Source organism: Thalassotalea euphylliae (assembly GCF_003390395.1).
Lineage (GTDB): Bacteria > Pseudomonadota > Gammaproteobacteria > Enterobacterales > Alteromonadaceae > Thalassotalea_F > Thalassotalea_F euphylliae_C.
Genome location: NZ_QUOV01000001.1, coordinates 351,237 through 374,204 on the forward strand (window position 1 = coordinate 351,237; position 22,968 = coordinate 374,204).

Annotated in this window: 18 protein-coding genes; 4 read left to right on the plus strand and 14 right to left on the minus strand. The window is 43.3% G+C overall.

Going from position 1 to position 22,968, the window contains the following annotated elements:
* Positions 1 to 258: 258 nt before the first annotated feature.
* Both DXX92_RS01660 and DXX92_RS01665 read right to left on the minus strand, forming a co-directional pair.
* Complete coding sequence (locus DXX92_RS01660; protein WP_181901668.1) at positions 259 to 2,388, minus strand: response regulator; 2,130 nt, start codon at positions 2,386 to 2,388, stop codon at positions 259 to 261.
* A gap of 312 nt (positions 2,389 to 2,700) precedes the next feature.
* Complete coding sequence (locus DXX92_RS01665; RefSeq protein WP_245961378.1) at positions 2,701 to 3,600, minus strand: cytochrome-c peroxidase; 900 nt, start codon at positions 3,598 to 3,600, stop codon at positions 2,701 to 2,703.
* 240 nt (positions 3,601 to 3,840) lie between these two features.
* Here DXX92_RS01665 and DXX92_RS01670 point away from each other — a divergent pair, with 240 nt between their 5' ends.
* Positions 3,841 to 4,740 (plus strand): phosphoribulokinase, encoded by a 900-nt coding sequence (locus DXX92_RS01670; RefSeq protein WP_115998832.1) that lies wholly within the window; start codon positions 3,841 to 3,843, stop codon positions 4,738 to 4,740.
* A complete protein-coding gene (locus tag DXX92_RS01675; protein ID WP_115998833.1) occupies positions 4,741 to 5,994 on the plus strand; it encodes a hypothetical protein in 1,254 nt (417 codons plus the stop codon).
* A 95-nt stretch (positions 5,995 to 6,089) separates the two neighbouring features.
* On the opposite strand, the gene DXX92_RS01680 is transcribed toward DXX92_RS01675, so the two are convergent.
* The 11 genes from DXX92_RS01680 to DXX92_RS01730 all read right to left on the minus strand — a co-directional run bounded on the left by DXX92_RS01680 (position 6,090) and on the right by DXX92_RS01730 (position 20,292).
* A complete protein-coding gene (locus tag DXX92_RS01680) occupies positions 6,090 to 6,494 on the minus strand; it encodes an OsmC family protein (RefSeq protein ID WP_115998834.1) in 405 nt (134 codons plus the stop codon).
* 69 nt (positions 6,495 to 6,563) lie between these two features.
* Entirely contained in the window at positions 6,564 to 6,911 is a 348-nt protein-coding gene (locus DXX92_RS01685) for a DUF3802 family protein (RefSeq protein WP_115998835.1), read from the minus strand.
* Positions 6,912 to 7,265: 354 nt separating this feature from the next.
* Positions 7,266 to 8,066 carry a DUF1338 domain-containing protein gene (locus DXX92_RS01690; RefSeq protein ID WP_115998836.1) on the minus strand — a complete coding sequence of 267 codons (801 nt, stop codon included), beginning with the start codon at positions 8,064 to 8,066 and terminating at the stop codon, positions 7,266 to 7,268.
* A 357-nt stretch (positions 8,067 to 8,423) separates the two neighbouring features.
* Complete coding sequence (astD, locus tag DXX92_RS01695) at positions 8,424 to 9,893, minus strand: succinylglutamate-semialdehyde dehydrogenase (RefSeq protein ID WP_115998837.1); 1,470 nt, start codon at positions 9,891 to 9,893, stop codon at positions 8,424 to 8,426.
* A gap of 74 nt (positions 9,894 to 9,967) precedes the next feature.
* Positions 9,968 to 10,984, minus strand: a complete 1,017-nt coding sequence (gene astA / locus DXX92_RS01700) for an arginine N-succinyltransferase (RefSeq protein WP_115998838.1) — start codon at positions 10,982 to 10,984, stop codon at positions 9,968 to 9,970.
* Between the two features lie 183 nt (positions 10,985 to 11,167).
* Positions 11,168 to 12,382 (minus strand): aspartate aminotransferase family protein, encoded by a 1,215-nt coding sequence (locus tag DXX92_RS01705; protein ID WP_115998839.1) that lies wholly within the window; start codon positions 12,380 to 12,382, stop codon positions 11,168 to 11,170.
* 458 nt (positions 12,383 to 12,840) lie between these two features.
* Positions 12,841 to 13,986 (minus strand): HDOD domain-containing protein, encoded by a 1,146-nt coding sequence (locus DXX92_RS01710; protein WP_115998840.1) that lies wholly within the window; start codon positions 13,984 to 13,986, stop codon positions 12,841 to 12,843.
* A 93-nt stretch (positions 13,987 to 14,079) separates the two neighbouring features.
* A complete protein-coding gene (locus DXX92_RS01715; protein WP_115998841.1) occupies positions 14,080 to 14,670 on the minus strand; it encodes an anthranilate synthase component II in 591 nt (196 codons plus the stop codon).
* Positions 14,671 to 15,010: 340 nt separating this feature from the next.
* Positions 15,011 to 17,254 carry a TonB-dependent receptor gene (locus DXX92_RS01720; protein ID WP_115998842.1) on the minus strand — a complete coding sequence of 748 codons (2,244 nt, stop codon included), beginning with the start codon at positions 17,252 to 17,254 and terminating at the stop codon, positions 15,011 to 15,013.
* 361 nt (positions 17,255 to 17,615) lie between these two features.
* Positions 17,616 to 19,499 (minus strand): 5-oxoprolinase subunit PxpB, encoded by a 1,884-nt coding sequence (gene pxpB / locus DXX92_RS01725; RefSeq protein WP_115998843.1) that lies wholly within the window; start codon positions 19,497 to 19,499, stop codon positions 17,616 to 17,618.
* A gap of 58 nt (positions 19,500 to 19,557) precedes the next feature.
* Entirely contained in the window at positions 19,558 to 20,292 is a 735-nt protein-coding gene (locus DXX92_RS01730; protein ID WP_342768022.1) for a 5-oxoprolinase subunit PxpA, read from the minus strand.
* 381 nt (positions 20,293 to 20,673) lie between these two features.
* Between DXX92_RS01730 and DXX92_RS01735 the strand changes: the two genes are divergently transcribed.
* Both DXX92_RS01735 and DXX92_RS01740 read left to right on the plus strand, forming a co-directional pair.
* Positions 20,674 to 21,870: a sensor histidine kinase gene (locus DXX92_RS01735; protein ID WP_147301912.1), complete on the plus strand. Its 1,197-nt coding sequence runs from the start codon at positions 20,674 to 20,676 to the stop codon at positions 21,868 to 21,870.
* Between the two features lie 69 nt (positions 21,871 to 21,939).
* Positions 21,940 to 22,476 carry a response regulator transcription factor gene (locus DXX92_RS01740; protein ID WP_115998845.1) on the plus strand — a complete coding sequence of 179 codons (537 nt, stop codon included), beginning with the start codon at positions 21,940 to 21,942 and terminating at the stop codon, positions 22,474 to 22,476.
* A gap of 7 nt (positions 22,477 to 22,483) precedes the next feature.
* Here DXX92_RS01740 and ybaK read toward each other — a convergent pair whose 3' ends face one another.
* On the minus strand, positions 22,484 to 22,951 hold the full coding sequence (gene ybaK, locus DXX92_RS01745) for a Cys-tRNA(Pro) deacylase (RefSeq protein WP_115998846.1): 468 nt from the start codon (positions 22,949 to 22,951) through the stop codon (positions 22,484 to 22,486).
* Between the last annotated feature and the right edge of the window lie 17 nt (positions 22,952 to 22,968).

The window sequence follows — 22,968 nt, forward strand, 5'->3', positions numbered from 1 at the left end:
AAAAAACGGAGCTTAGGCTCCGTTTTTTTATGGCTGAAATTTGAGCTCAATTAACGAGGTGCCTCAGTTTTTCATTGCGAATGTGCTTCTTTCAACTATTCACTTTATATCTGCTTTGTATCTAGCTAAAACTAATTAACAGACAAATTTCACTGCCAGTCTTAGAACAAATCACTTGTTCACAATTCTCTGTATGAGCCTGAGATTAGCAAGGTTAGTTTTGATGGCAATTTTAAGCTTGTTATCCTGAGCAGAGGTTTATTGCTCTTCCGTGATTAAATGGTAATCATGTAGCAAGGCTTTAATTTTGTCCTTTTCATAAGGCTTGCTTAGATGGGCGTTCATGCCTAGTGCCAAATATTGTGAAACTTCCTGTTCAGTCACATTAGCTGTTAAGGCGACAATGGGTAGGGTTTCCTTATCGTAGTCCTTTCTGAGCGCTCTAGTGGCATCCATACCATCCATTACGGGCATTTGTATGTCCATCAGTACTAGTGGGTACTTAGTAACGGCAACAGCGTTGATCGCATCCTTACCATTTTCAGCTAAATCAACATTAACGCCAAATTCAGTTAGCAAGTTTTTAGCTACTAGTTGGTTGATCCGATTATCTTCAACCAAAAGTACGGTTTTTTTACGCTGATTTTCCGGCTGCGTTTTATTACTTACCTTTGCATCATCATTTGCCTCCTTCTTCTGTGTTGCCAAAGACGGAGGAGGGCTAGGAGTTATTTGCTTGGTGGCTATATGCTGATCGCACTTCTCAGTAAGTGCACGCTCTAGGCTAGCTATGGTCACAGGCTTTGCTAAATACTTAAAACTGCCGCTATCTTGTGTCTGAGCTCTAATGTACTCAGGGCTAAATGCGCTACAAATGATGGCACAACCAACAGCATCGGCATGATTATTCAGGTGATTGATTAGGTTCAAGCCGTTTTGCTTCGGTAAATGCCAATCCAATAGCACAATGTTGAAGTAAGATTCTTGTATCTTGGCTATAGCTTCAATTACTGTCGCTGCAATTACGACACTAGCCCCTAATCGTTTACACATCTGAGCAATAACTTGTTGCGTCACTTTGTTGTCTTCAACGAGTAGTAGTCTACTGCCCTGAAGGGGGAGGGCGTTTTTACTAGGAGAACCTGTTTGAACGGAATCTTGGATACTATTAGGTATGCGTTTTTGGGAGTCTACTCTAACTAGTTGATCGGCATTTTCGGTGTTAACTAGCTCTACTGGTAACGTTAAGGTAAAGGTCGAACCCTTACCCAGCTCGCTAGTAACATGGATATCACCATTCATTAATTTAGCTAACTTTTTACTGATGGCCAAACCTAGACCAGTCCCACCATATTTTCGAGTTGTCGAGTTATCTGCCTGAGTAAATCGTTCAAATAGACTCGCTAGCTGTTTAGCTGATAAGCCAATCCCCGTATCTTCTACCGCGAAGGCTATGGTATTGTCAGCGTTAAGTTTTACCGAAATTAATACATGGCCTTGGTCGGTAAATTTAATTGCATTGGAGGTGAGGTTTAGTAGAATTTGGCTGATCCTAACGGGATCGCTGATAATTTTTGCTGGTATTTGTTCATCGATATCAAAGATTAATTCAATACCTTTTTCTTCCGCCGGCCGACCAACTAATACACTTAAATTATCAAATACATCAATAAAGTCAAATGTCACATGTTCGATATTTAGCTTGCCTGACTCTATCTTAGAAAAGTCGAGAATATCGTTAATCACTGTTAGCAATGAATTAGCCGAAAATAATAACTTGTCTAGGTAATCTTTTTGCTCCCTGTTTAGTGGTGTGCTTAAACATAATTCAGCAAGGCCAATAATTCCCGTCATTGGCGTTCGAATTTCATGCGACATATTGGCTAAGAATTTACTTTTTACCTCAGCGCTTTCTCTATATTTTTCATTTTTAAGGGTGAGTTCTTTTTGCAAGCGCAGTAGCACTGTAATTACCAGTGTTAGGGCGGCAATAAGCATGGCTAAAAGGCTAATAAAGGTACTTTGTTCAGCTTGCTTAATCGTAATTGTTTGCTTATCTAGTGCCGCTTGAAGTGCACTATTTACATCAAGCGATTCCATTGCGAGCTTAAGTTCGTCAGACTTAATGGTGTTTTCGAGAATAAAGACAACATGCTGCATAAACAATCCCCAGCTATTGTCAGATGCTGTTCTAATGGCAACATCTTGGTCAATCGTTTGTAGGAGTTCTAATAACTCAGATTGCAATGCTTGATTCGGGGCAATAATAAATAGGAAAAGCCGTTTGGTTAATAAGCTAAGCTTGTTTAATTGGGGTGTTGAAAGCTCGGTTAATTTGGTACTGGCAACTAGTTGTCTCGAGGTTTTTAGCATAGTGACGAGTTGCATATAGCTACTTGAAAGTTCGTTGTACCTTTTAACTAAAAACCTAACTTCACTATCAGCCGGCAACTTAATTAAAAGTTGATCAATTTCGAACTGAAGTTGCGCATAAATGTCGTAGTGTCTTTGAGCAGCGAAGTTTGTATTAACCACCTCATTAGTGTGTTTAGGAACAAGCTGCGCAAGCTTGGAAAGGTGGTTTAAGGATTCATGCTCTTGAGATTTCGTATGATGTAGATTTACGCCAATTACTGAGCCGATACAAAATATCGCTAAGCAAACTATTTCAGGTAGGTACTTAAAAATATTCATGACAAGCTAGTGACTCATTGGCGCGGTAAAACTTTCTAATAAGGCAACCAAGTCATTAATATCTTCGCTTGATAACTCTCTGCCTAACTGTGTTTTGGCCATTATCTGTATTGCTTCTGGTAAGGTTTTAACTGCGCCATTGTGAAAGTAAGGGGCGGTTAAGGCGACATTTCTTAGGCTAGGTACTTTAAATACATATAAGTCGAGTGGATCGCTAGTAAGGTGAAACTTACCTTTGTCTGCCGCCAACTCAGCAGGAATATCACCCACTTGACCTAGTTTTTGAAATAGATTACCACCAATATTACGCCCCTGATGGCAGGCACTGCAGCCAAACTGCGTAAATTTATCTAGGCCACGAAGCTGCTGTGGAGTCAGTGCGCTTTCATCACCGAGTAAGTAGCGATCAATAGGGGCATTAGGGGTTATCAAAGATTGCTCGAAAATAGTCAGCGCTTGAACGATGTGTTCACTCTCAATATGACTTACGCCTAGGGTTTTAAAGGCGGTTGAGAAGTAGCTATCTTGGCTTAGTTTGTTGATCACCTCAGGCCAAGATGTCGCCATTTCAATGGGATTGTGAATAGGGCCGTCAATTTGTTGTGCTAGGCTATTGGCTCTGCCATCCCAAAATTGTTTAAAGTTAAAAACTGCATTAAGTACTGTAGGGGAGTTACGAGAACCGGATTGACTGCCAACGCCAGTAGAAACACTAAAGCCGTCATCACCACCAAAATCCAGCATATGGCAGGAAGCGCAAGAAATCGTATTGTCTTTGGAGAGTAGTGGGCTGTTAAATAAGGCTTTGCCTAATGAGGCCCATTGTTGATCGACAATATAGTTTGTCGGTAAAGGTTGAATCGCATGATCAACATTGACAAAGTCGTACTGCGTTTTGTTGAGCAAAGTTTCGCTTTTATCGTAGCTTATTGTTAAAAAAACAAAATAACTAAAGGGAATGGAGATAGCTAAAGCAATTCCAACGATAAGTGACTGATAATACCGCTTAACCATTAATCCGTTCTATGCCATTCAAATACCTCCTTAGTTTAGCTGAATAATAAACAATTAGAATGGCTTGACCTGAAAATTGATTGCCCGTATAACAAAACTCCTTGGCCTTAAAAGTGAATTAAGTGACTTTCAATGTCTTCACGTAATCCCATCATTGCTGTAACTGGTTCGTCAGGTGCAGGTACATCAACAACGACTGAGTCGTTCGAGCATATTTTTCGCACGTTAGATATTACCTCTGCCAATGTTGAGGGAGACAGCTTTCACCGTTATTCGCGCCAAGAAATGGATTTAGAAAAGCGTAAAGCTCGTGATGAAGGACGCAATATTAGTTACTTTGGTGATCAAGCCAATGACTTTGATGCACTAGAAAAACTCTTTAAAGATTACAGTGAAACGGGCAAAGGCCAAATGCGCCGTTATTTGCATACCTTTGACGAAGCTGTGCCCTATAACCAAATGCCAGGAACTTTTACGCCATGGGAAGATTTAGGTGAAGGAACAGATTTACTGTTTTACGAGGGCTTACATGGCGGCGTGGTAACCGACAAAAACGATGTTGCTCAGCATGTTGATTTACTGATTGGCATGGTACCGATTGTCAATTTAGAATGGATACAAAAAATTATCCGCGACACTAACAAGCGCGGCCATAGCCGTGAAGCGGTAACTCATAGCATTGTTCGTTCGATGGACGACTATATCAACTTTATTACACCGCAATTTTCTCGCACTCATGTTAACTTTCAGCGCGTGCCAACGGTTGATACTTCAAACCCATTTAGCGCTAAAGCCATTCCGTCATTAGATGAAAGTTTTGTCGTTATCCGTTTTCGTGATTCAACCCATATTGATTTTCCTTACTATTTGTCGATGATTGACGGTGCTTTTATGTCACGCGTTAATACCTTGGTGGTGCCGGGTGGTAAAATGGGCTTTGCAATGGAGTTAATTCTAACCCCGCTGATCAAAGAGTTGATGGACAAAAAAGCGGAAGCGAACAAACAGCTCGATTGGATGTCAGATCTATAAATGTTGGCGTTAGTGGTTCGCGTTGTTCTATGGATAGCACTGCTTTCCTCTAGCTTTACGCTGAGTGCCAATAACATTCTAATTACTGACTTACAAAAATCGGAAGATAATCAGTGGTCGGTTACCTATCGCAGTAAAACGCCAATCCAAAGCATTCAGTTTCATCATTCACCGGATGACTCGCGCTTTGACCGTTGGCAACTATTAGACAAAGGCTACGTTTTACGTAAGGTCAACGGTAAGGACTCTGTTTTTCGCAACGATAATACTCGCTTTACTTCGGTTTCATTCGCATTAACGCCAACCTACACACATCTGCCTAAGTCCTATGCGCCATTTGCGGTATTTTCAGACGGCTCGATATTGCTGCATAGCGGGCGTTTTTTTGCGTGTGCAGTTTTGTGCAGGGGTAATGAGCATACTTGGTATTTAACGCTGTCTGCGCCGCCTAGCGAGCGTATTATCCTCAATGGGCAATCAGCTTATGGCAAAGTTAGTTGGTATGATGATAATGATGGTCGAAAAGTATTTGTTGGCAACACAGAAGTCAACGACACTCGCTATTACATCTCGGTGATAGACAATGCCCTACCTGAAGAGGTTACTTCTGCCCTTCATCAATTCTTGCCAAAAGCAATCACCGCAATGGCGGAGCGTTTTCCTAAATTGCCACGCAAACCTATGCTTTTTGCCTCGTTTGAGCAAACCAGTGGTGAACGCTATGGCCGTCAAGGCGGGGTATTACCCGATCAGATCTTTATGCACTGGTACGGTCAGCTAAAGCAAACCAATCCTTATGATTTAATCTGGTTTTACGCCCATGAAGTGGTGCACCTTTATCAAGGTAGCTATGTACAACATATCAGCGCTCAAGACGCTTGGATACATGAAGGTCACGCTGAGTTTGTAGCGGGCGAGTTACTCATGACCTTTTACCCTGAGGCGAAAACTTTTGTTGAACAAAAGCGTCAACAGGCGAAGCTTAGCTGTGAAGTAAAGTTATCAGAAACTCTGGTGGATGAATTTGCTGAGCAGCAAGCCTATCAAGCACTCTACCACTGTGGCGCTTACTTTTATCAATTGTTAGCACAATATAGCGGCGTGCCAGATAAAATCAGTTTCGACTATTGGTTAGGATTGGGCTTTAAAGCACAAGCGGGTGGTCAAGTGAACAAGGCAACGGCATTAGCGGTTGCCAATCTTTTCCTCTCTGATGATGATTACCAGCAAGTGCTAGATACATTTGGATGGTAGTATAGCTGAGCTCTGCCCAGTTCGGCTCTGCTTAGCCCAGCTCGGCTTAGCTCAGCTCGGCTTAGTCCAGTTCGGTTTGGATTAGTTTTGTAAAACTACGCTTCTACAATTTCAAAGTCGTGAGTAATCTTGACGGTTTTATTGAGCATTAGTGCAACTGAGCAGTATTTGTCTGCTGATAAGCTGACAGCACGCTCAACATGCTTGGCGGCAACGTCTGTCCCAGTGATCACAAAATGTAGGTGAATATCAGAGAATAAACGTGGCACAGAATCAACACGTGTAGCGTCAATTTCGACACGACAGTCGGTGATCTTTTGACGTGCTTTTTGCAGAATACTGACCACATCAACTGATGAGCAGCTGCCAAGCGAGAGGAGAACATTTTCAAGTGGGCTTGGTGCGGTTTTACCGCCATTTGCGTCAAGTACCAATGAATGGCCACTTTCAGACTGTGCTAAAAACAGTTCTTCGCCAGCCCAAGTAACGGTTGCTTTCATAATTGCCTCTGTCGTTGTTATATCAGATGTAAATTCGTATTGAGGAGCCTGTTTGCCCCTCTAACGAGTTTAGTGAGGAAGGTGGTGAATTTCGGTATCAAATAGGTTTTTGATCAAGGTAGCAAATTCTTTAAGAAATACGCGCTGTTTATCAGAGACGGCATTGTTAACAACGGCTGATAAAATCTCTTCTAAATCATAAACAATAGAATCAACCTCGCGAATAATCATATTGCGTTGGTTAAAGGTTAAATCTTCGTTTTGGCTGCACACCAAAATGATCTGTTCGCTGAGCTCTTGCTCAATCACTTCCATTACGGTTTCACCGCTATTGCTGTTATTGGCGTTTTCAAACAAGCTTAAGTGTTCAGTGAGGTATTCAATGATATGAACATAACCTTCAGTATCGGTAACCATAATTCATCAAAGTTAATGTTAAATTGGCAGATACTTTACTCTTAATCGCTTGTCTGACGCAAGTTTGCCGGTAGCGTCGTAGGAAATTTATCGAAGGAAAATGTCGCTTGGTTAACACGGTGTAAATAACGCGTTTAGCTAAGGTAACCGAAGGGTTTGAGTGGTTAGGTAGTCATATCAATTGACTTTAAAACGCATCAAATGATTAGCGTAGAATTTGGTCGAGCAGAGGGAAATTTAAGGAGTAAAGGTCGCGCTACTACTGCATAAATTAATACAGTAACAGCGCGTATCGTTCGCTTATTGCTGAGCTAGTGGTTAGCTTTAAGGCTAAGCGACTGGAGAGTTGAGCAACTAGGCAGCAACGTTAGTGCTGGCGAAAATCTTGTCGGCAGAAGCTGCAACAAAGCCTGTGTATAACTCACCATTTTCTAGTGGGTAGCGTTTCGCAAATTCGTAAAAACAGCTAGGAATGCTAACGGTTTTATCAGTGAACGCTACTTCAGCGTGATCTGCCATGGTTGAAGACTGCTCTAGCTTCACCGTTTCGTCACCTTTAATTTCGCCACCAACACTGTTTAGCGTAAAACCAGCGTCTTTTAGTGAATCATTTACTGAAACGATAGTTTCATGGTTTTCTAGGTGGTTAATGCTTACCGTAAAGTGGTTTGCACGGTAACCCCATGCCGCAACCCAAGCTGCGTACTCACTTTCTGCTAATAGTGTTTGGTAGTCTTCATGGCTTACTTGCCACTGACGACCTGAGTATAAGAAGTTTTCTGCAGTAACTGCTTCTTCTGGCAATTGCTCAACTAACTTGTGGATAATCGCTTGTGCTTCAGGTGAGAATTCTTCAACTAATAATTCGCTGATAAATACTTTTGGCTGAGTGCTGTCAGCGTGCTCAAAATGCTTAGCGTAAAGCTTTTTCGCTTCAAAGTTGTACTCACCACACTCTTTGTAACCAAGCGCTAATAAGTGAGCTGCTAGCTTGTCTAAGCCAACCTTTTCAATGTTAAAAGTGCGGTAAGCAACGTGATCGTTAATCACATCGTTGCCCGAGCCTAATAACTGGTGAATTTTTTCCGCAGACGGAGTCACGGTTAAGTAGTGTTGCCAAATGTTGTTAAATAATTGTGTAACTTGCGCAGTCATAACAGTTCCTAATAAGAGGCGAATTAAACGCTAATAAATCATTAGTTAGGGTTAAGATCCCGTTATTAAATTCGTTGATAAAATGAATTCAAATAACGTGAATAAGAGGGCGTCAGGTCAGCGAGCGCTTAGGTGTAAAAGTTGAGCATGACGAAAGCAAACGCTAACTTGTCGTCAGTGATTTAGATTTGATCAATACTTTTGAAAAATGCTGGGCGAAAGCCTGCAGTTTTTAGTTGATACGTCAGCTTCATGGTCGATATTTTAATCAATCGTATGCCTGTTTACTATACCATTGCCATGCTAAAAGAAGGCATGATAAAGAAAGCGGGCATACGAAAGATTAATCAAGATCAATTAAATGCTTAATCCTGGGCTTAATGTTGCAGGCATCGCCACCTTGTCAGCTTCAACAGAGGCCACAGGGTACGCACAGTAATCTGCTGCGTAGTATGCCGATGCACGGTGGTTACCGCTATCACCAATACCACCGAAAGGTGCCGCGCCGCTGGCGCCGGTGATTTGCTTATTCCAGTTCACAATACCGGCACGAATGCGAGCGAAGAAGTAATCGTAATCGTCTTTGCTGTCGGCAAGTAGACCCGCTGACAAACCAAAACTGGTGTTGTTAGCTTCTACAATCGCTGCATCAAAATCTGTGTAGCGGAACACTTTCAATAGTGGGCCAAAGTGCTCTTCATCTGGTAATGCATCAATCGCAGTAACGTCAATAATACCCGGTGAAACAAAACCTGTGTCAGCTTCTAAGTGCTTCAATTCAACTAGGCTGTTACCGCCCAATTCAACTAATTGTGCTTGCGCTGCCACTAAACCTTGTGCCGCTTTGGCTGAAATCATTGAACCAATAAATGGTTGTTCTTCGGCATCGAAATGACCAATTTTGATATTCTTTGTCACTTCAACTAATTTGGCAATAATAGCATCGCCTTGAGCATCGTTTTTAATGAATAAACGACGGGCACAAGTACAGCGTTGACCTGTGGTGATAAAGGCCGACTGAATAATCTCGTGCACTGCACCATCAACATCAGCAACGTCTTTAACGATAAGCGGGTTATTACCACCCATCTCTAACGCTAAGATTTTACCCGGCTGGCCACCAAATTGTTCGTGTAGCAATTTACCTGTGGTTGAAGAGCCAGTGAAGAATAGGCCGTCAATTTGTGGGTGACTTGCTAGCGCTTTACCGGTTTCTAATTCACCTTGTACTAGGTTAATCACACCCGCTGGTAAGCCTGCTTTTTCCCAAAGTTTTAACGTGAACTCAGCTACTTTCGGGGTTAATTCACTTGGCTTAAATACCACAGTGTTACCTGCGATTAGCGCTGGCACAATGTGGCCATTTGGTAAGTGGCCTGGGAAGTTGTATGGGCCAAATACCGCAACAACACCGTGTGGCTTATGGCGAATAAACGCTTTTGCGCCTGGCATTGGGTTTTCAACGGTACCCGTGCGCTCGTGGTAAGACTTTAATGATAGGCCAATTTTACCCATCATTGCCGCTGCTTCTGTGCGGGTTTCCCACAATGGCTTGCCAGTTTCTTCAGCAATAGTACGCGCCATTGCTTCTTTGTTTTCTTCTAGCTGCTTGCCGTACGCTTCAATTACCGCGATACGGTCTTCTAAGTTTTGCATTGACCAGCTAGTAAATGCGGTGCGAGCGGCTTTAATCGCTTCATCTACTTGCGTTGCAGTAGCTGTGTTTCCTTGCCAAATGACTTCATTTTTTGCAGGGTTAAGCGAGGTAACTTCATGGCCTTGGCCAGCTTGCCATTGACCATTGATAAATTGAATTGCTTGCGTCATATGTATTTCTCTATGTTCTTGCTGTCGGTATCACTCTGTAATGTCGTAAGCAGAGCAACCACAAAGCAATAAGCTTAGTTAGCGACGATACGTACCCAGTCGCCTTCACCGATATTTAAGGCATCAGCAACCGCGTGGTTGATCACTACTTGATTAGCCGTTTCTCTAACCGAAGCATGCGCTTGTGTGGCACGAAAATCTTTCACCTTGGTATTACAGATAATGTAGTTCGTGGTTTCATCAACACCGCCAAAGATCACTTGATACTTTCGGCTTTCGTTGACGGTACGAATACTACCTTTGGTCGCTTCAACCGTTGGGCCGGCATCAAAGATGTCAACGTAGCCACGACGAGCAAAACCTTCGGCTTCCAGTAAGCGTAGCGCTGGAACAGTTTTGTCATGTACCTTGTTAATCACTTGCTGGGCGTCTTTGCTCAGTAGGTTGACGTAAATTGGATACTTCGGCATTAACTCGGCAATAAAAACTTTCTTGCCAATACCCGTTAGATAATCTGCGGTTGGAAAATCCATCGAGAAGAAGTGTTCTTCTAACCATGCCCAAAATGGCGAGCGGCCATCATCGTCAGACACGCCACGCATTTCGGCAATCACCGTGTCAGAGAAGCGTTCGCTGTGCTCTGCCATGAACAAGAAGCGGAAGCGTGAAAGGAAGCGGCCATTGTTATTCTTGCGGTGCGACTCACTTAAAAACAAGGTGCAAATTTCTGAAGCACCTGTGTAGTCGTTACACAAAGACAAGGTTTCGACGGTATTGTAAATGCCGAGCTCACGTGAGTTGTGAACCACTTTGCCTAAATGATAGTGATAAAATGCATCTTCTAAGCCGACTGCCGCTTCGATGCCGCTAGTACCGACAACTTGACCTGTTTCGGTATCTTCCATGACGAACAAATAGCCCTCATTACCCGGCTGAGTAACCTGACTATCAAATGAACTTACCGAATGGTTAATACGATTGGTGAGCAGTTCTTCGTTAACAGGGAGTGATGTAAAACCGTGTCCTGATTCGACGGCGATGCGATGCAAAGCATCATAATCGCTAGTTTGAATAGGGCGTATAATAATCATAAATCTGTCTCTGTAGAGAAATAACGCTTGCTGCTTTATTAAAATTAAGCTTCGGCAAGCGTTATTTAGTTGGCTTATTTTACTGGTTAAGTTTAACTGTTTGATTCAGCGCCTAAGCTTATGTACTTAGTTTATTTGCTTGGCTAAGGCGCTTAGCTTAATAGCTTAGTTCAGCTCGGTTGATTACTGAGCTAATTTTGCTACTGCTTTTTCAAAACGTGCTAAACCTTCAGCAATATCGGCATCAGGAATAATTAGCGACGGTGCAAAACGAACAATGCTAGCGCCAGCTACTAAGGTCATTACACCTTCTTCCATCGCAGCAACTAAGAAGTCTTTTGCACGGCCTTGGTATGCTTCAGTTAGCACGGCACCCACTAATAAACCTTTACCACGGATTTCTTGGAAAACATTGTACTTTTCGTTGATTGCCTTTAAACCATCAAAGTAAAGTTTTTCTTTTGCTTTTACGCCGTCTAATACCGCTTGGTCGTTAACCGTATCAAATGCTGCTTCACCAACTGCACAAGCTAGTGGGTTACCGCCGTATGTGCTGCCGTGCGTACCAATTTTAAGGTGCTTAGCAATCTCAGTTGTCGTTAACATAGCGCCGATTGGGAAACCGCCACCTAGTGCTTTAGCTGACGTTAAAATATCAGGTGTTACACCTAAGCCCATGTATGCATAAAGTTCACCTGTACGGCCAACACCGGTTTGCACTTCATCGAAAATTAATAGTGCATTGTGCTGGTTACAAAGCTCACGGACACCTTCAACAAATTCTTGTGTTGGTGAAACAATACCGCCTTCACCTTGTAGTGGCTCCATCATTACTGCACAAGTTTTGTCAGAGATTAGCTCTTTGAATGACTCTAGGTTGTTGTACTCAGCGTGTACTACATCACCTGGTTTAGGACCAAAGCCGTCAGAGTATGCTGCTTGACCACCAACTGTTACCGTGAAGAAAGTACGGCCGTGGAAACCTTGTTTGAATGAGATAATTTGTGACTTTTCTGCGCCAAAGTTATCTAGTGCCCAACGACGTGCAAGTTTTAATGCCGCTTCGTTAGATTCCGCACCTGAGTTTGCGAAGTAGATTTTTTCAGCGAACGTGCTGTCTACCATTTTTTTCGCTAAACGCAGTGCTGGCTCGTTGGTCATTACGTTTGATAGGTGCCAGATTTTCTCGCCTTGCTCTTTTAATGCACCAACTAGTGCAGGGTGGCAATGGCCTAAACAGTTCACTGCGATACCGCCAGCGAAATCGATAAATTCTTTACCTTCTTGATCCCAAACTCGAGAGCCTTCACCGCGTACTGGAATTACTGCTGATGGTGAGTAGTTTGGCACCATAACATCGTCAAATAACGCGCGGTCGACAGGAAAATGGTTCGACATTTTAATCTCCTCTACTTGTGGGCTTGTCTAATTAGTTTTTGCTCAGCTTCTTACGCTGAAAGGGCAAAATTAAGACCGACAGTATGGCAGAAAAATCCATCAATGTCTTGTTTGAGAAGGTTGCAAAGCCAGTAAATTCAAGGCTTGTAGAGATTTATGCATCAAGAGTGCATAACTATTTTAGTCGCCTAAAGGCAGTGATTCCTAGGCGTTCAAGGGAGGCAAAACGCTGTTGGCTAGAAATGCCTTATGAGCTGAGTTCATAACTAATCAAAAAAAAATCTGTGCAATTATCGTCAAAACGAGTGAAACCTTGATGGTAAATTCACCAACAAAGGGTGGAATGATTATCACTTAGTACTTTTCACTTTAAAAGGAAGTCGCAAGCAAACGTTAGGGGAGAAGCGTTTACCCATGAATGTAATCGGGGAAGGTAATTACGGCTGTTAGGCGTTAGCTTAACTGAAGTTCAGTTTAAGGTGATTGATATCGGTTTTCTTAAGCAACGCAATATCTGCCGGCGTTATTTTCGCAACAGACAATAATTGTTTTGCTTCGTCATTATTGATCAGTTCTTCTTTCGCTAAGCTGCGAAACATTACGTAAGCCTTTGCTTTCGTTACCAACTGTGCCAGTTCACTCATTGCCGAGGTGGTACGAGCGAAAGCTAGGTCGAATAATGGTTCGGTAATCGGCAGGCGGTCAAACTTCATTTGTTCAATTAGATCGGCACCCACCATATAACTACGCGTGCACAGCTGTTCTAGTAATAGCTCAGGTGATTGCTCTAGACTGACCAGCGCGTCATGCAATCGCTTATCGCGATTATCGTAAGCATCTTTAATTTCTCGGTTATACGAGTCACTAAATTTTTCAAGAAAACAGCGGGTGACAGCGAGTGTGCCAACATTGGATAACATGCCCGCGGTAAAGGCGCGATACCAGTCTATCCCTTGCGCTTCGCCTAATGCTCTAGTCGCTAAGGCAACTGATAAACTATCGTTCCACAATTTGCGCTTCATCAGCGGGTAAGGCGCTGTGCTAAGTGGTAACCAGTGTTTTAAAATAAAGGTTGGCATCACTAACTTTAAGTTTTCTAAACCAATATAGCTAACGGCCAAATTGGCTTGTGTAACTTTTACGTCTGCATTTTTGCGATACTGAGGTTTATTGACTAGGTTAATTGCTTCTTCAGCCAACCAATGCAAGCTGCTAACCAGCGGGGTAACGCGATTAAGTGAGGCTGCGCGCAATGAGAGAATTTCCAGAATAGCTGGCGCAGCATCTTCTATGGCCAGAAAACTCTGGTAAAAATTTTCTTTTTGCTCGAATTCAGTGTTAATTTCGCCAGCAACTTTGGTAAAGAACTTATTCATTACTTGATTGCGAAAATGTTGCTCACCGTGCTCTTTTATCGCCTTTTCTTGTTTTGCTTGCTCTTCAACTTCGAGTAACTCACGACGACGATGTGCTTGTTCACTGTCTTGGTGATTAAAAGTCACTAGGGTACCAGTTTGCTGCTGGGCAAATTCTTTCTTGATACATAGGCTAATATAGCGCTGATAAAGTACCCAAGTGGCGTCGTGTTGTTCAAAAAGCTGCATGAAGAGTAATTATTATTTTGGCTTACTGGCGATTATAGTTGTTTTTTATATCGACTAAGGCAATAAATTCATGAGGAATTTATGTTAGTCGCGTCATTCTCTGCGGTATTTTGCCAAGAAATTATTCAGGAGTATATGGCCTTGCTCGGTCAATATTGACTCGGGATGAAATTGCACGCTAGCAATTGGTAAGGTTTGATGCTCTAACGCCATGATCTCGTCAAACTCGCCGGTAGCGTGTGTAGTCCATGCTGTGACTTGCAGTTCACTAGGCAGTGATTGGCGATTAACAATCAGAGAATGGTAGCGAGTAACTTCCAGCGGCTGATTGAGATCCTCAAATAAGCCTGAACCCAAATGGCTAATATGACTCGTTTTACCATGCATAACTTGTCGTGCCCGTTCCACTTTAGCACCAAAATGCTGCGCAATGCATTGATGCCCTAAACATACGCCTAGAATGGGGATAATTCCGGCAAAATGGGCGATAGCCGCCAGTGAAATACCTGCTTTATCGGGATCACAAGGGCCAGGGGAAACCACTAAATATTGAGGGGCTAACGCTTCGATGTCGGCAATAGTAACTTCGTCATTACGAACCACTTTTACCTCTTGCCCGAGCGATTGAAAATAATGCACGAGGTTAAAGGTAAAAGAATCATAATTGTCGATCATTAACAGCACAGAAAAACCTCGTTATAACGCCCAATGGTAAAAGCTGCGCTATTTTAAACGTAATTCAGCGTTTGATGCGAGTGCCTATGATACTTCGCATAAATATTGGAATGCTCAGTTTGTGATAAATGGCTTTGCTGTAATGCGCTATTCAGCGCCTTATTTTGTGCTGGATTGGTAGTAGACAGTCTGCTGTCGATTCGTTGCGACATTGCTGTTTGGCAAAAAAGTAGTGGGGTAACCTAAAGAGATCCTTAGGGGCATGAATGATTAGTACGCTAAAGCAGCGCACCAATCATTGGGATCTTATCTCACAAAGCGAATGATGCTTTTGGGGAAGTAAATAGCGTTAGTAAGCCACACTGTAACTTAGGGTAAATGTTGTTCCTTGAGCGTTATAGCTGTCTCTAAAAGCAAAATCACGTACTAAGCTTTCGATCTGATCAAGTGCTGGGTTTGACGGCAGATCAATTTGCCCGTAAACACTGCCACTCCCTTGTTGGGCATAAGTTGGCAAGTAAACGCGATCAAATAGGTTTTTAATGCCTAGCTTAAAATCCCCCATGTCAGTGTTGTAATACATCGACAGATCAACCGTTGTATAGCCCTCTACTCCTGCACCATAGTATTGGTACCCTTCAAACGTGCCAAAAGCACCATTTTGTGGGATGGCTAAATTAACTCGCTCGCCAGCACCGCGTGAACCAATGTGATTAATTTGAATATTAGCGCCTAGCTTGTCGGTTAGCTCTAAGTTCGCGTAAAGGGTCGCTTTAAATGGGCTTAAACGCGAGTGGTTGAGATCAATCCAGCCGCTTGTTGGATGACGATACTCTCCTTCGCTGTGACTTAAGGTGCCACCGATATCTAAGGAGTCGGTGAAACTATAGGCGTAGCTAAATTCTGCACCGTAAGTGCGCTCATCGCGGGTCACTAAGGCATCAATAGCATCAGGATTAAACGTTCGGCTTAAATCATAAGTGAGTCTTGGGTCGACTTGCTGAAGCGATGCGTAAATCACTTGGTCGGTAATATCAACATAGCTTTGTGCATGTTCAGCATCGGTGTAGTAAAGGCTTAAATCAAAGCTAAAAGCGTTAATTTGCCCACGTAAACCAAATTCATAGTTGTCGGCTTCCACGGGTTGAAGTGCTTGGCGGTAGTTATCCACATCGTTAACGTTAATTGACCTTAATCGGCGCAGATCACCTAGGCCGTAGCCTTGTGAAAATGAGCCATAAACTTCGGTTTCTGTGAAGCGGTAAACAGCACCGACATTGAACACAGTTTTGTTGTAGCTTAATTCACCGCCATTAATTTGCTGACCAAAGAAAGGGGCATCGCCATAGCGACCTGTCGCGACATAGCTTGGAACATCCAAGTCAAAATTTTCATAACGTGCACCGACTTGCACCATAAAGTTGTCAAAATTGAATTGGTACTCTGCAAAGGGGGCTAAGTTGGTTTGTTCAACATCGCATATTTCACAAATACCACGACTGCTGTGCTGAGTTGTTTCATCTATTTGATAATCGATACCGTAAGTAAACACATCTTGTGAGCGTGGCAGCGATAAAGGTTGAGCAGCGAAGCGCAAGGCGAATTTGTCAGACTCAACTTTGACTGTGTTCGCCTGTGTATTCTCACTGTTGGCGACACTAAGCTCAATATTGACTTTGTGGTTGGATAATCTTTGATGATTAAACTCAAGTTGCAGATACTGGTTTTCGCTATAAGGTGCATCGCCAGTAAATGGCTTGCTCGGATCTACCACGACAACATTGTCAAAGATAGTTTTGCGGCCAAAGCTCAATTCATTTTCCAGTTTACGATAATGAGCATTGAGGGCTAAATCGGCGTTTTGGTTAAATTGGTAAGTGAATTTCAAGAGACCATCAATATCTTTTAGTTCGCCTAAACCACCTCTGCCTGCGGGGTCGGAAGGGATTTGGTTACCATTGCCATCAAAAATTTCACCACTTTCACGCCAATTCACCTGGCCAAGATATGAGAACTGATCGACAGTGCCAGAGATACGTTGGTTAAATTGATAACCATGTGAATCTGAATCATGAATTGAACCGTCAAACTTAACTTGGCTCCAAAATTCAACGTTTAGATCACTGGCTTGGTGAGTGACTAAGTTGATAACACCTGCAGATTCACCATTGCCATATACTGCGCTGGCGCCATGAATCACTTCAATACGAGCAATGTTTTCAACTGATATCGAGGCTAGTACGCGGCTGGTTTCACGCAAAGAATTAGACACGACAATGCCATCGATCATGACGATTGATTTGCGACCACGAAAACCTTGATAAGTACTTGATAGCATTTGTGTTTCGGGGCTGTAGCTGGGCACTAAGTTAGCAAGTAGTGACGAAACATCGGCACTAACCGCTGCTTGTGCCTGAATTTCTGCTTGGCTGATTAACTGCACTGTGCCTGGTAAAGAGGAAACGGGTACTTCAAAAGGTTTAGCGGTAATTTCTATCACTTCGATGTCGGAAGGCTGGGTTGCCGCTATGCTGGTTGCTGAGAAAAGAGAGACCATTGCTAGTGAAATAGCATTGAGATTAAGTGTTTTCACAATATTCCTTGTAATGCTTATTATCCGAGGGAACAGTGAGGATTAATTCAGTTCTCTAACTAGTGCATTAATCCGTCACATGTTTCGTAAGGAATGATAATCAGTATCATTCGCAAAAGATGATACTCGATTCCACCTAAATTAATGTAAACAAGTGTAAATATAATGTTAATGGGGGGGTTGTAGAGCTTGATGTTTAAGCGTTGGTTAATCCCCTTAATACCAAGCGAATCTAAAGGTTAGATTATGAATTGTCGGTGTAAGACGCTCGTTAACGGGAGATTAAACAGCGGATTTGAGAAGGGGAGACTACAAAAACAGTTAAAGCAGGCGGTTAACTAAGTTCAAGCAATTAGTTTTCTTAAAAGTTACCAAAACGCTGATAAAAAGCGGCGAGTTGCACTTGCGCTTGCGCCAGCGAAATTGGCTGAAAACGCACAGGGTAGTTTGGCTTTAATTGGGCGAGACGAAACAGATCGGTTTTCATCACGCTGCCGATACTTGGGTAGCCGCCGATGGTCTGCCTATCTTTCATTAGCACAATCCATTGTTTTGCGCTTGGTAGCTGAATTTGACCATAAGTGACCGGCTTGGAAATTGTGCCTGCGCTGTCACCCAAAGCTTGGTATGCAGATTGGCTGTTAGTTGATGAGTTCACAAATCCTTGGCGATTAAGGCGATAACCCATTTTGTTTGAGCTGATATCAATCGTGAATACTTGGTTCAGCAATGCTTCTTGTTGGTAATCTGACAAATTTTGCCAAGCTTTATTCGCAATAAACCTAGCAATAAAAGGTGATGCTTGTTCGCATGCCAATTCTGGCGCTGGATAGAAGGTTGAATAGCTACGCAGATTTTTGACAGGTTGAGCCGCTATCTGAGAAGTCACTTGAGAATCAACTTGTTGAGCAACGTCAGGTTTAGCTTTGGCTAACGGCTGATTGGCAAAGTATTCATTTACGATTGGCGCATTAAGTTTAGCTATCGCACTTTCAAACCATGAGCTAGTGGCAAAACCCCCTTTGATACTTAGATAGGCGTAATTGCCTTGCCTAAATGGCGCAATATTCAGGGTATCACCTGCTTGAATGCAGAGCCTTTGCCACATTGGCTTGGCTTCATTATTTAATATGAATGGCTGTTCATCACCAACAGCTGCGACCACTAGCTCGCATGCTTGATAGAATACGATTTCAACATCACCGAGCAGTATTTCCAGTGCTGCTTCAAAGCTGGTATTACCCAGTATTTGATTGGCTGTCATCAACGCATATTCATCAGCGGCGCCTGATGGGCTAACGCCATACTGGCTACAATGTTTACGTCCTAAGTCTTGCAGACTAACGCGAGCTGCGCCTTTGTTGACTGTCAGTAATGGCTTGTTAAGTAGCGGCGTGTGCTGTTGACGGCTATTCGCGCTTAGGTTCTTTTCTGGCGGTGAAGTATTTGATGTTGAGTTGTTGAGATCCTCGCTTATTGGACTAGCTATTGACTCTTGTTCTTTTGCTAGTGTACCGCCAAGTGCGATAAATTCAGCGCGGTCAATTGGTGTGAAGCGCACACTATCTCCCACTTTGATAACACTTTCGATGCCAGTATCCGTCACTTGATAAAGCGATACGGGACATTGCCCGATAATATGCCAGCCTCCTGGAGTAGCATCTGGGTATACCGCGGTTTGTTCACCAGCAATGGCAACTGCACCTGCTGGCATTTGTTTGCGAGGGATCGCTTTTCTGGGCATTTGCAGTTGCGAGTTTAGGCTGGCGAGATAAGCAAAGCCCGGTGAAAACCCTAGGGCATAGGCATAATATTCAGGTTCACTGTGTTTGGCGATTATCGCCTGTTGGCTTAATCCCGTGGTTTGCATCACCTCGGTTAAGTCCCAACCAGCTTGCTCGTCATAGTAAGTGGGAATACTAATTTGCTTACCCGCTAGTGGTTTATCATCGGCACTTGCTGGATTTGCATGCTCCTGTGCCGTTGCGTGACTTTCTGCACGATTAGCTAATGCTTGTTCGATCAGTGTTTGAAGTTGATTAGCAGAGAGCAGAGGGTAGCGGTAGTAAATCAGTAGTGAGTTAAAGCTTACTAACGTGTCGGTAATAAACTGACTTCGTTCATTGGTTAAATGTTGCTGAGCTTTGATAATTTGTCGGTGTTGCTGACGACACACTTGTTCGGGCCAACGCAATAGCAAAGTGTCTTCACTGATAAAATCGAATTCGATTGCGCTGATATCCATTAATTCAATCCTATAAAGTGATTTTATACTTGGCTAACATTAGTCTAATCAAGGTGGGTTAGTTAATGCTCGCTAACGTGCTGGCGATTTCCAATGCATTGTCTGTGTCTGAATGCACACAAATGGTGTCAACTTGCAGTGTTAACGGTTTGCCATTAATACTGAGTAGTTGTCCCGTTGCCGCTAACTGCTTAATTCTTTTGTAAACTTGCTTAGGCTCTGTAATGACCGCATTAGCGTCACTACGTGGCACCAACAAGCCATTGTCTTGATAATGGCGGTCGGCAAACGCTTCAAAACGCAATGTTAGCTGGAATTGCTCAGCGATTGTTTGCCATTGTGATGTATCAGTTAAGGCTTGTATCACCAACACTAAGTTTTGGTCGAACTGGCTGATAGCTCGGCAGATAGTTGTAAATAGGCTGATATCGCGCATCATGTCGTTGTAGAGTGCGCCATGGGGTTTTACAAATGCTAATGTTGCATTATTGACTTGGCAGATGCCTTGTAGCGCCCCCAATTGATACTGTAAATGAGCAATGAGTTCTTCACTTGTCATCGCTATTGAGCGGCGACCAAAGCCTTGTAAATCTGGGTAACTAGGGTGCGCACCAATACTGACGTGATGTTTCACCGCTAAGGCGACCGTTTGTTGCATCACCAGAGGGTCGCCAGCGTGAAAGCCGCAGGCGATGTTGGCTTCGTCAATTAATGGCATAACTGCCTCATCTCGGCCCATTGTCCACTGTCCGAAACTTTCACCTAAATCACAGTTAAGCTTAATTTTTTTCACGCTGAGCCTACATCGCGTTTACTGATTTGTTCATGTCTTGGTTATACCGCATTTCGTCATCTGGTGCGACAATTTGTCACATCCTCATATCAACCTACGATCATTAAAATAAGGCCAATAAAGAGATCGACTAGCCAGTGTTATGTTGGCATAGCTAACACTTTACTAGCACCTAGCCAACACTTGGCCGGTGATGGTATGCAAACTTGCAATGCGCCCATGGCTTGATTAGCCTTTGGCTTTAGTTGATAGATTACCTAGTTGAAGGCACAAGTGATTTCTGCACTTTTTTCACGGAACACTCCGCACAATGTTCCGAACTATGTTCCAAACAAAGTTCCGCAAAAAACCTCGTGGTTTTTTCTACCTTGGCTACTTTGGTTGACCTGCCTAGTAGCCATTTTTTTCTTTGGCGATGCGACCAATCCTATGGTTTGGGGAATTTGTTCTGGCTATGCATTGCTATTGGCGTTAATGACTCGCTATTTAGATGTGCGCGAGCTGGCGGCGCAAAGCCAATCTGATCTCATTAATCACCTATGGTCATTGTTCCCTTTTGTGCTCGATTTATGTTTTTACGGCGTGTTACTGCAAATGCATGGCGGTGCCAGTAACGCAGGCGTTTTTGTACTTTATTTACCAGTAATTGTTGCTGCCATGGAGATGAAGCGGCGCATTGCTTGGCTGGTTGCAGTCTTGGCAATTGCCATATATACCGGTTTAATGCTGCAAGGACATGCCGCTCATTTTGAACACCTATCGGAAAGTTTTACCAATCATTTATCTGGTATGTGGCTGACTTTTGTTATCTCCACCTTGCTGATGACTTGGTTTGTTACTCAGCAGCGCCAAGCGATTATTAGCCAGCAAAAACAAATTCGAAAATTGCGTGAACGCCAGTTAAGAGATGAGCAAATATTGTCAGTGGCAACCATGGGGGCAAATACCACGCACCGTTTGGCAACGCCATTATCAACGGCACGTTTGCTAGTTGATGAACTAAAGGAAAATCAAGCGTATGAGCAGGGGTTGGTGGACGAGCTCAGTGCTCAAATTCATGTTTGTCACCAAACTGTGCATACCATTGCCAAACAAGTGCGTAGTCATCAATCAGCCAATATGAAACTGGTCGCGATTGATGACTTTATTGAACAGACTTTGCAGTATTGGTGGATTAGCCGCAACGATATACGCTATCAACTAAATGTTGCACCTGAGTGCGTGAACTATGCGTTATCCACTGACTTTAATCTGCAAATGTCACTGACTAACTTATTGGAAAATGCCGCTTATGCTAGCCTTGCTAATCAGCAGGATGAAATCACCATTGATGTGAGCGTCAGCGCTCAGCAAGTGGTAATTAATATTGATGATCAAGGACAAGGCATAGATCCCAAACTCTTGTCACAATTGGGGCAAGTGAAGGTGGCCAGTAAATCACAAGGTATGGGTATGGGGTTGGCGTTAGCCAATGCCACCATTGAACGTTTTGCTGGGCAATTACAGCTATTTAATTTACCGAGCGGTTCTCGTAGTCAAGTGATTTTACCTTGTCAGGCGCTGGCCCTTGGCCATTGAGCATTGGTCATTGATGATGTTCTATTTTTTCAATCATGAACATAGCTGGGTAACGAAAAAGGCAAGCGCTTGAAGTTATTACTATTAGAAGATGATATTGCCTTTGCTGGCGTATTAGCACGACAGCTAACGCGCAAAGGCTTTGAGGTCGAGCATATCGACCAGCTTGATGCCTTATTACCTACCTGCCAGCGTTGGCAGCCAGATGCTGTGATTTTGGATATGAACTTAGGCAGTGAGTCATCATTGCCAATGATCACTCAAGTACGGGCTGCGTTGCCGAATAGCAAAATCATTCTGGTTACAGGATATGCCAGTATCGCCACCACAGTCACCGCGATAAAATCAGGTGCAGATGATTATCTGCCTAAACCGATTGAATTAAGCTCTTTATTGGCGGTGTTAGGTCAGGTGAACGACCAGTCCTGTGCGGACAATCTGCCTAATCCTGCGCAAACCTTAACCTCACCTGAGCGCATCGAGTGGGAGTATATTCAACGTGTGCTACAAGAAAACCAAGGTAATGTTTCGGCGACTGCGCGGCAACTAAATATGCATCGTCGAACTTTGCAGCGTAAGCTGGCAAAAAAGCCGGTAAATAGTTGATAGATTTCTACGCGATTAACGCACTAAACCCTGCATTTAATGATTTCTCTAAATCTTGTGGCGCTATGCCAATTTCCAAACCACGACGACCGGCACTTACGTAGATTTTTGCCTGCTGTTCAGCGCTGCTATCAATAAAGGTTGGTAGGCGTTTTTTCTGTCCAAGTGGGCTAACACCGCCAAGTACATAACCTGTGGTGCGCTGCACTTTATCAGGATTTGCCATCACGGCTTTTTTGGCTTTTGCTGCTTTGGCGATAAGCTTCAGGCTAAGTTTCTCACTCACGGGGATAATGGCAACGATTAGCTGCCCTTGCTCAGTTTCTACCACTAAGGTTTTAAATACGCTTTCGGCGGGCAGCTGTAATTTTTCAACTGCTTCCATCCCGTACGAGCTGGCATTGGCATCGTGTTGATATTCTAAAAGCTCAAACGCCAGTTTTTGGCGTTTGGCAAAGGTAACTGCTGGGGTCATATGATGGTTACTATACT

Coding starts and splice junctions, on each gene's coding strand:
- DXX92_RS01675 (WP_115998833.1), top strand. CDS start 4,741: ATGTTGGCGTTAGTGGTTCGCGTTGTTCTATGGATAGCACTGCTTTCC.
- astD (WP_115998837.1), bottom strand. CDS start 9,893: ATGACGCAAGCAATTCAATTTATCAATGGTCAATGGCAAGCTGGCCAA.
- DXX92_RS01690 (WP_115998836.1), bottom strand. CDS start 8,066: ATGACTGCGCAAGTTACACAATTATTTAACAACATTTGGCAACACTAC.
- DXX92_RS01680 (WP_115998834.1), bottom strand. CDS start 6,494: ATGAAAGCAACCGTTACTTGGGCTGGCGAAGAACTGTTTTTAGCACAG.
- DXX92_RS01660 (WP_181901668.1), bottom strand. CDS start 2,388: ATGCAACTCGTCACTATGCTAAAAACCTCGAGACAACTAGTTGCCAGT.
- ybaK (WP_115998846.1), bottom strand. CDS start 22,951: ATGACCCCAGCAGTTACCTTTGCCAAACGCCAAAAACTGGCGTTTGAG.
- pxpB (WP_115998843.1), bottom strand. CDS start 19,499: ATGGATATCAGCGCAATCGAATTCGATTTTATCAGTGAAGACACTTTG.
- DXX92_RS01685 (WP_115998835.1), bottom strand. CDS start 6,911: ATGGTTACCGATACTGAAGGTTATGTTCATATCATTGAATACCTCACT.
- astA (WP_115998838.1), bottom strand. CDS start 10,984: ATGATTATTATACGCCCTATTCAAACTAGCGATTATGATGCTTTGCAT.
- DXX92_RS01710 (WP_115998840.1), bottom strand. CDS start 13,986: ATGCAGCTTTTTGAACAACACGACGCCACTTGGGTACTTTATCAGCGC.
- DXX92_RS01670 (WP_115998832.1), top strand. CDS start 3,841: ATGTCTTCACGTAATCCCATCATTGCTGTAACTGGTTCGTCAGGTGCA.
- DXX92_RS01705 (WP_115998839.1), bottom strand. CDS start 12,382: ATGTCGAACCATTTTCCTGTCGACCGCGCGTTATTTGACGATGTTATG.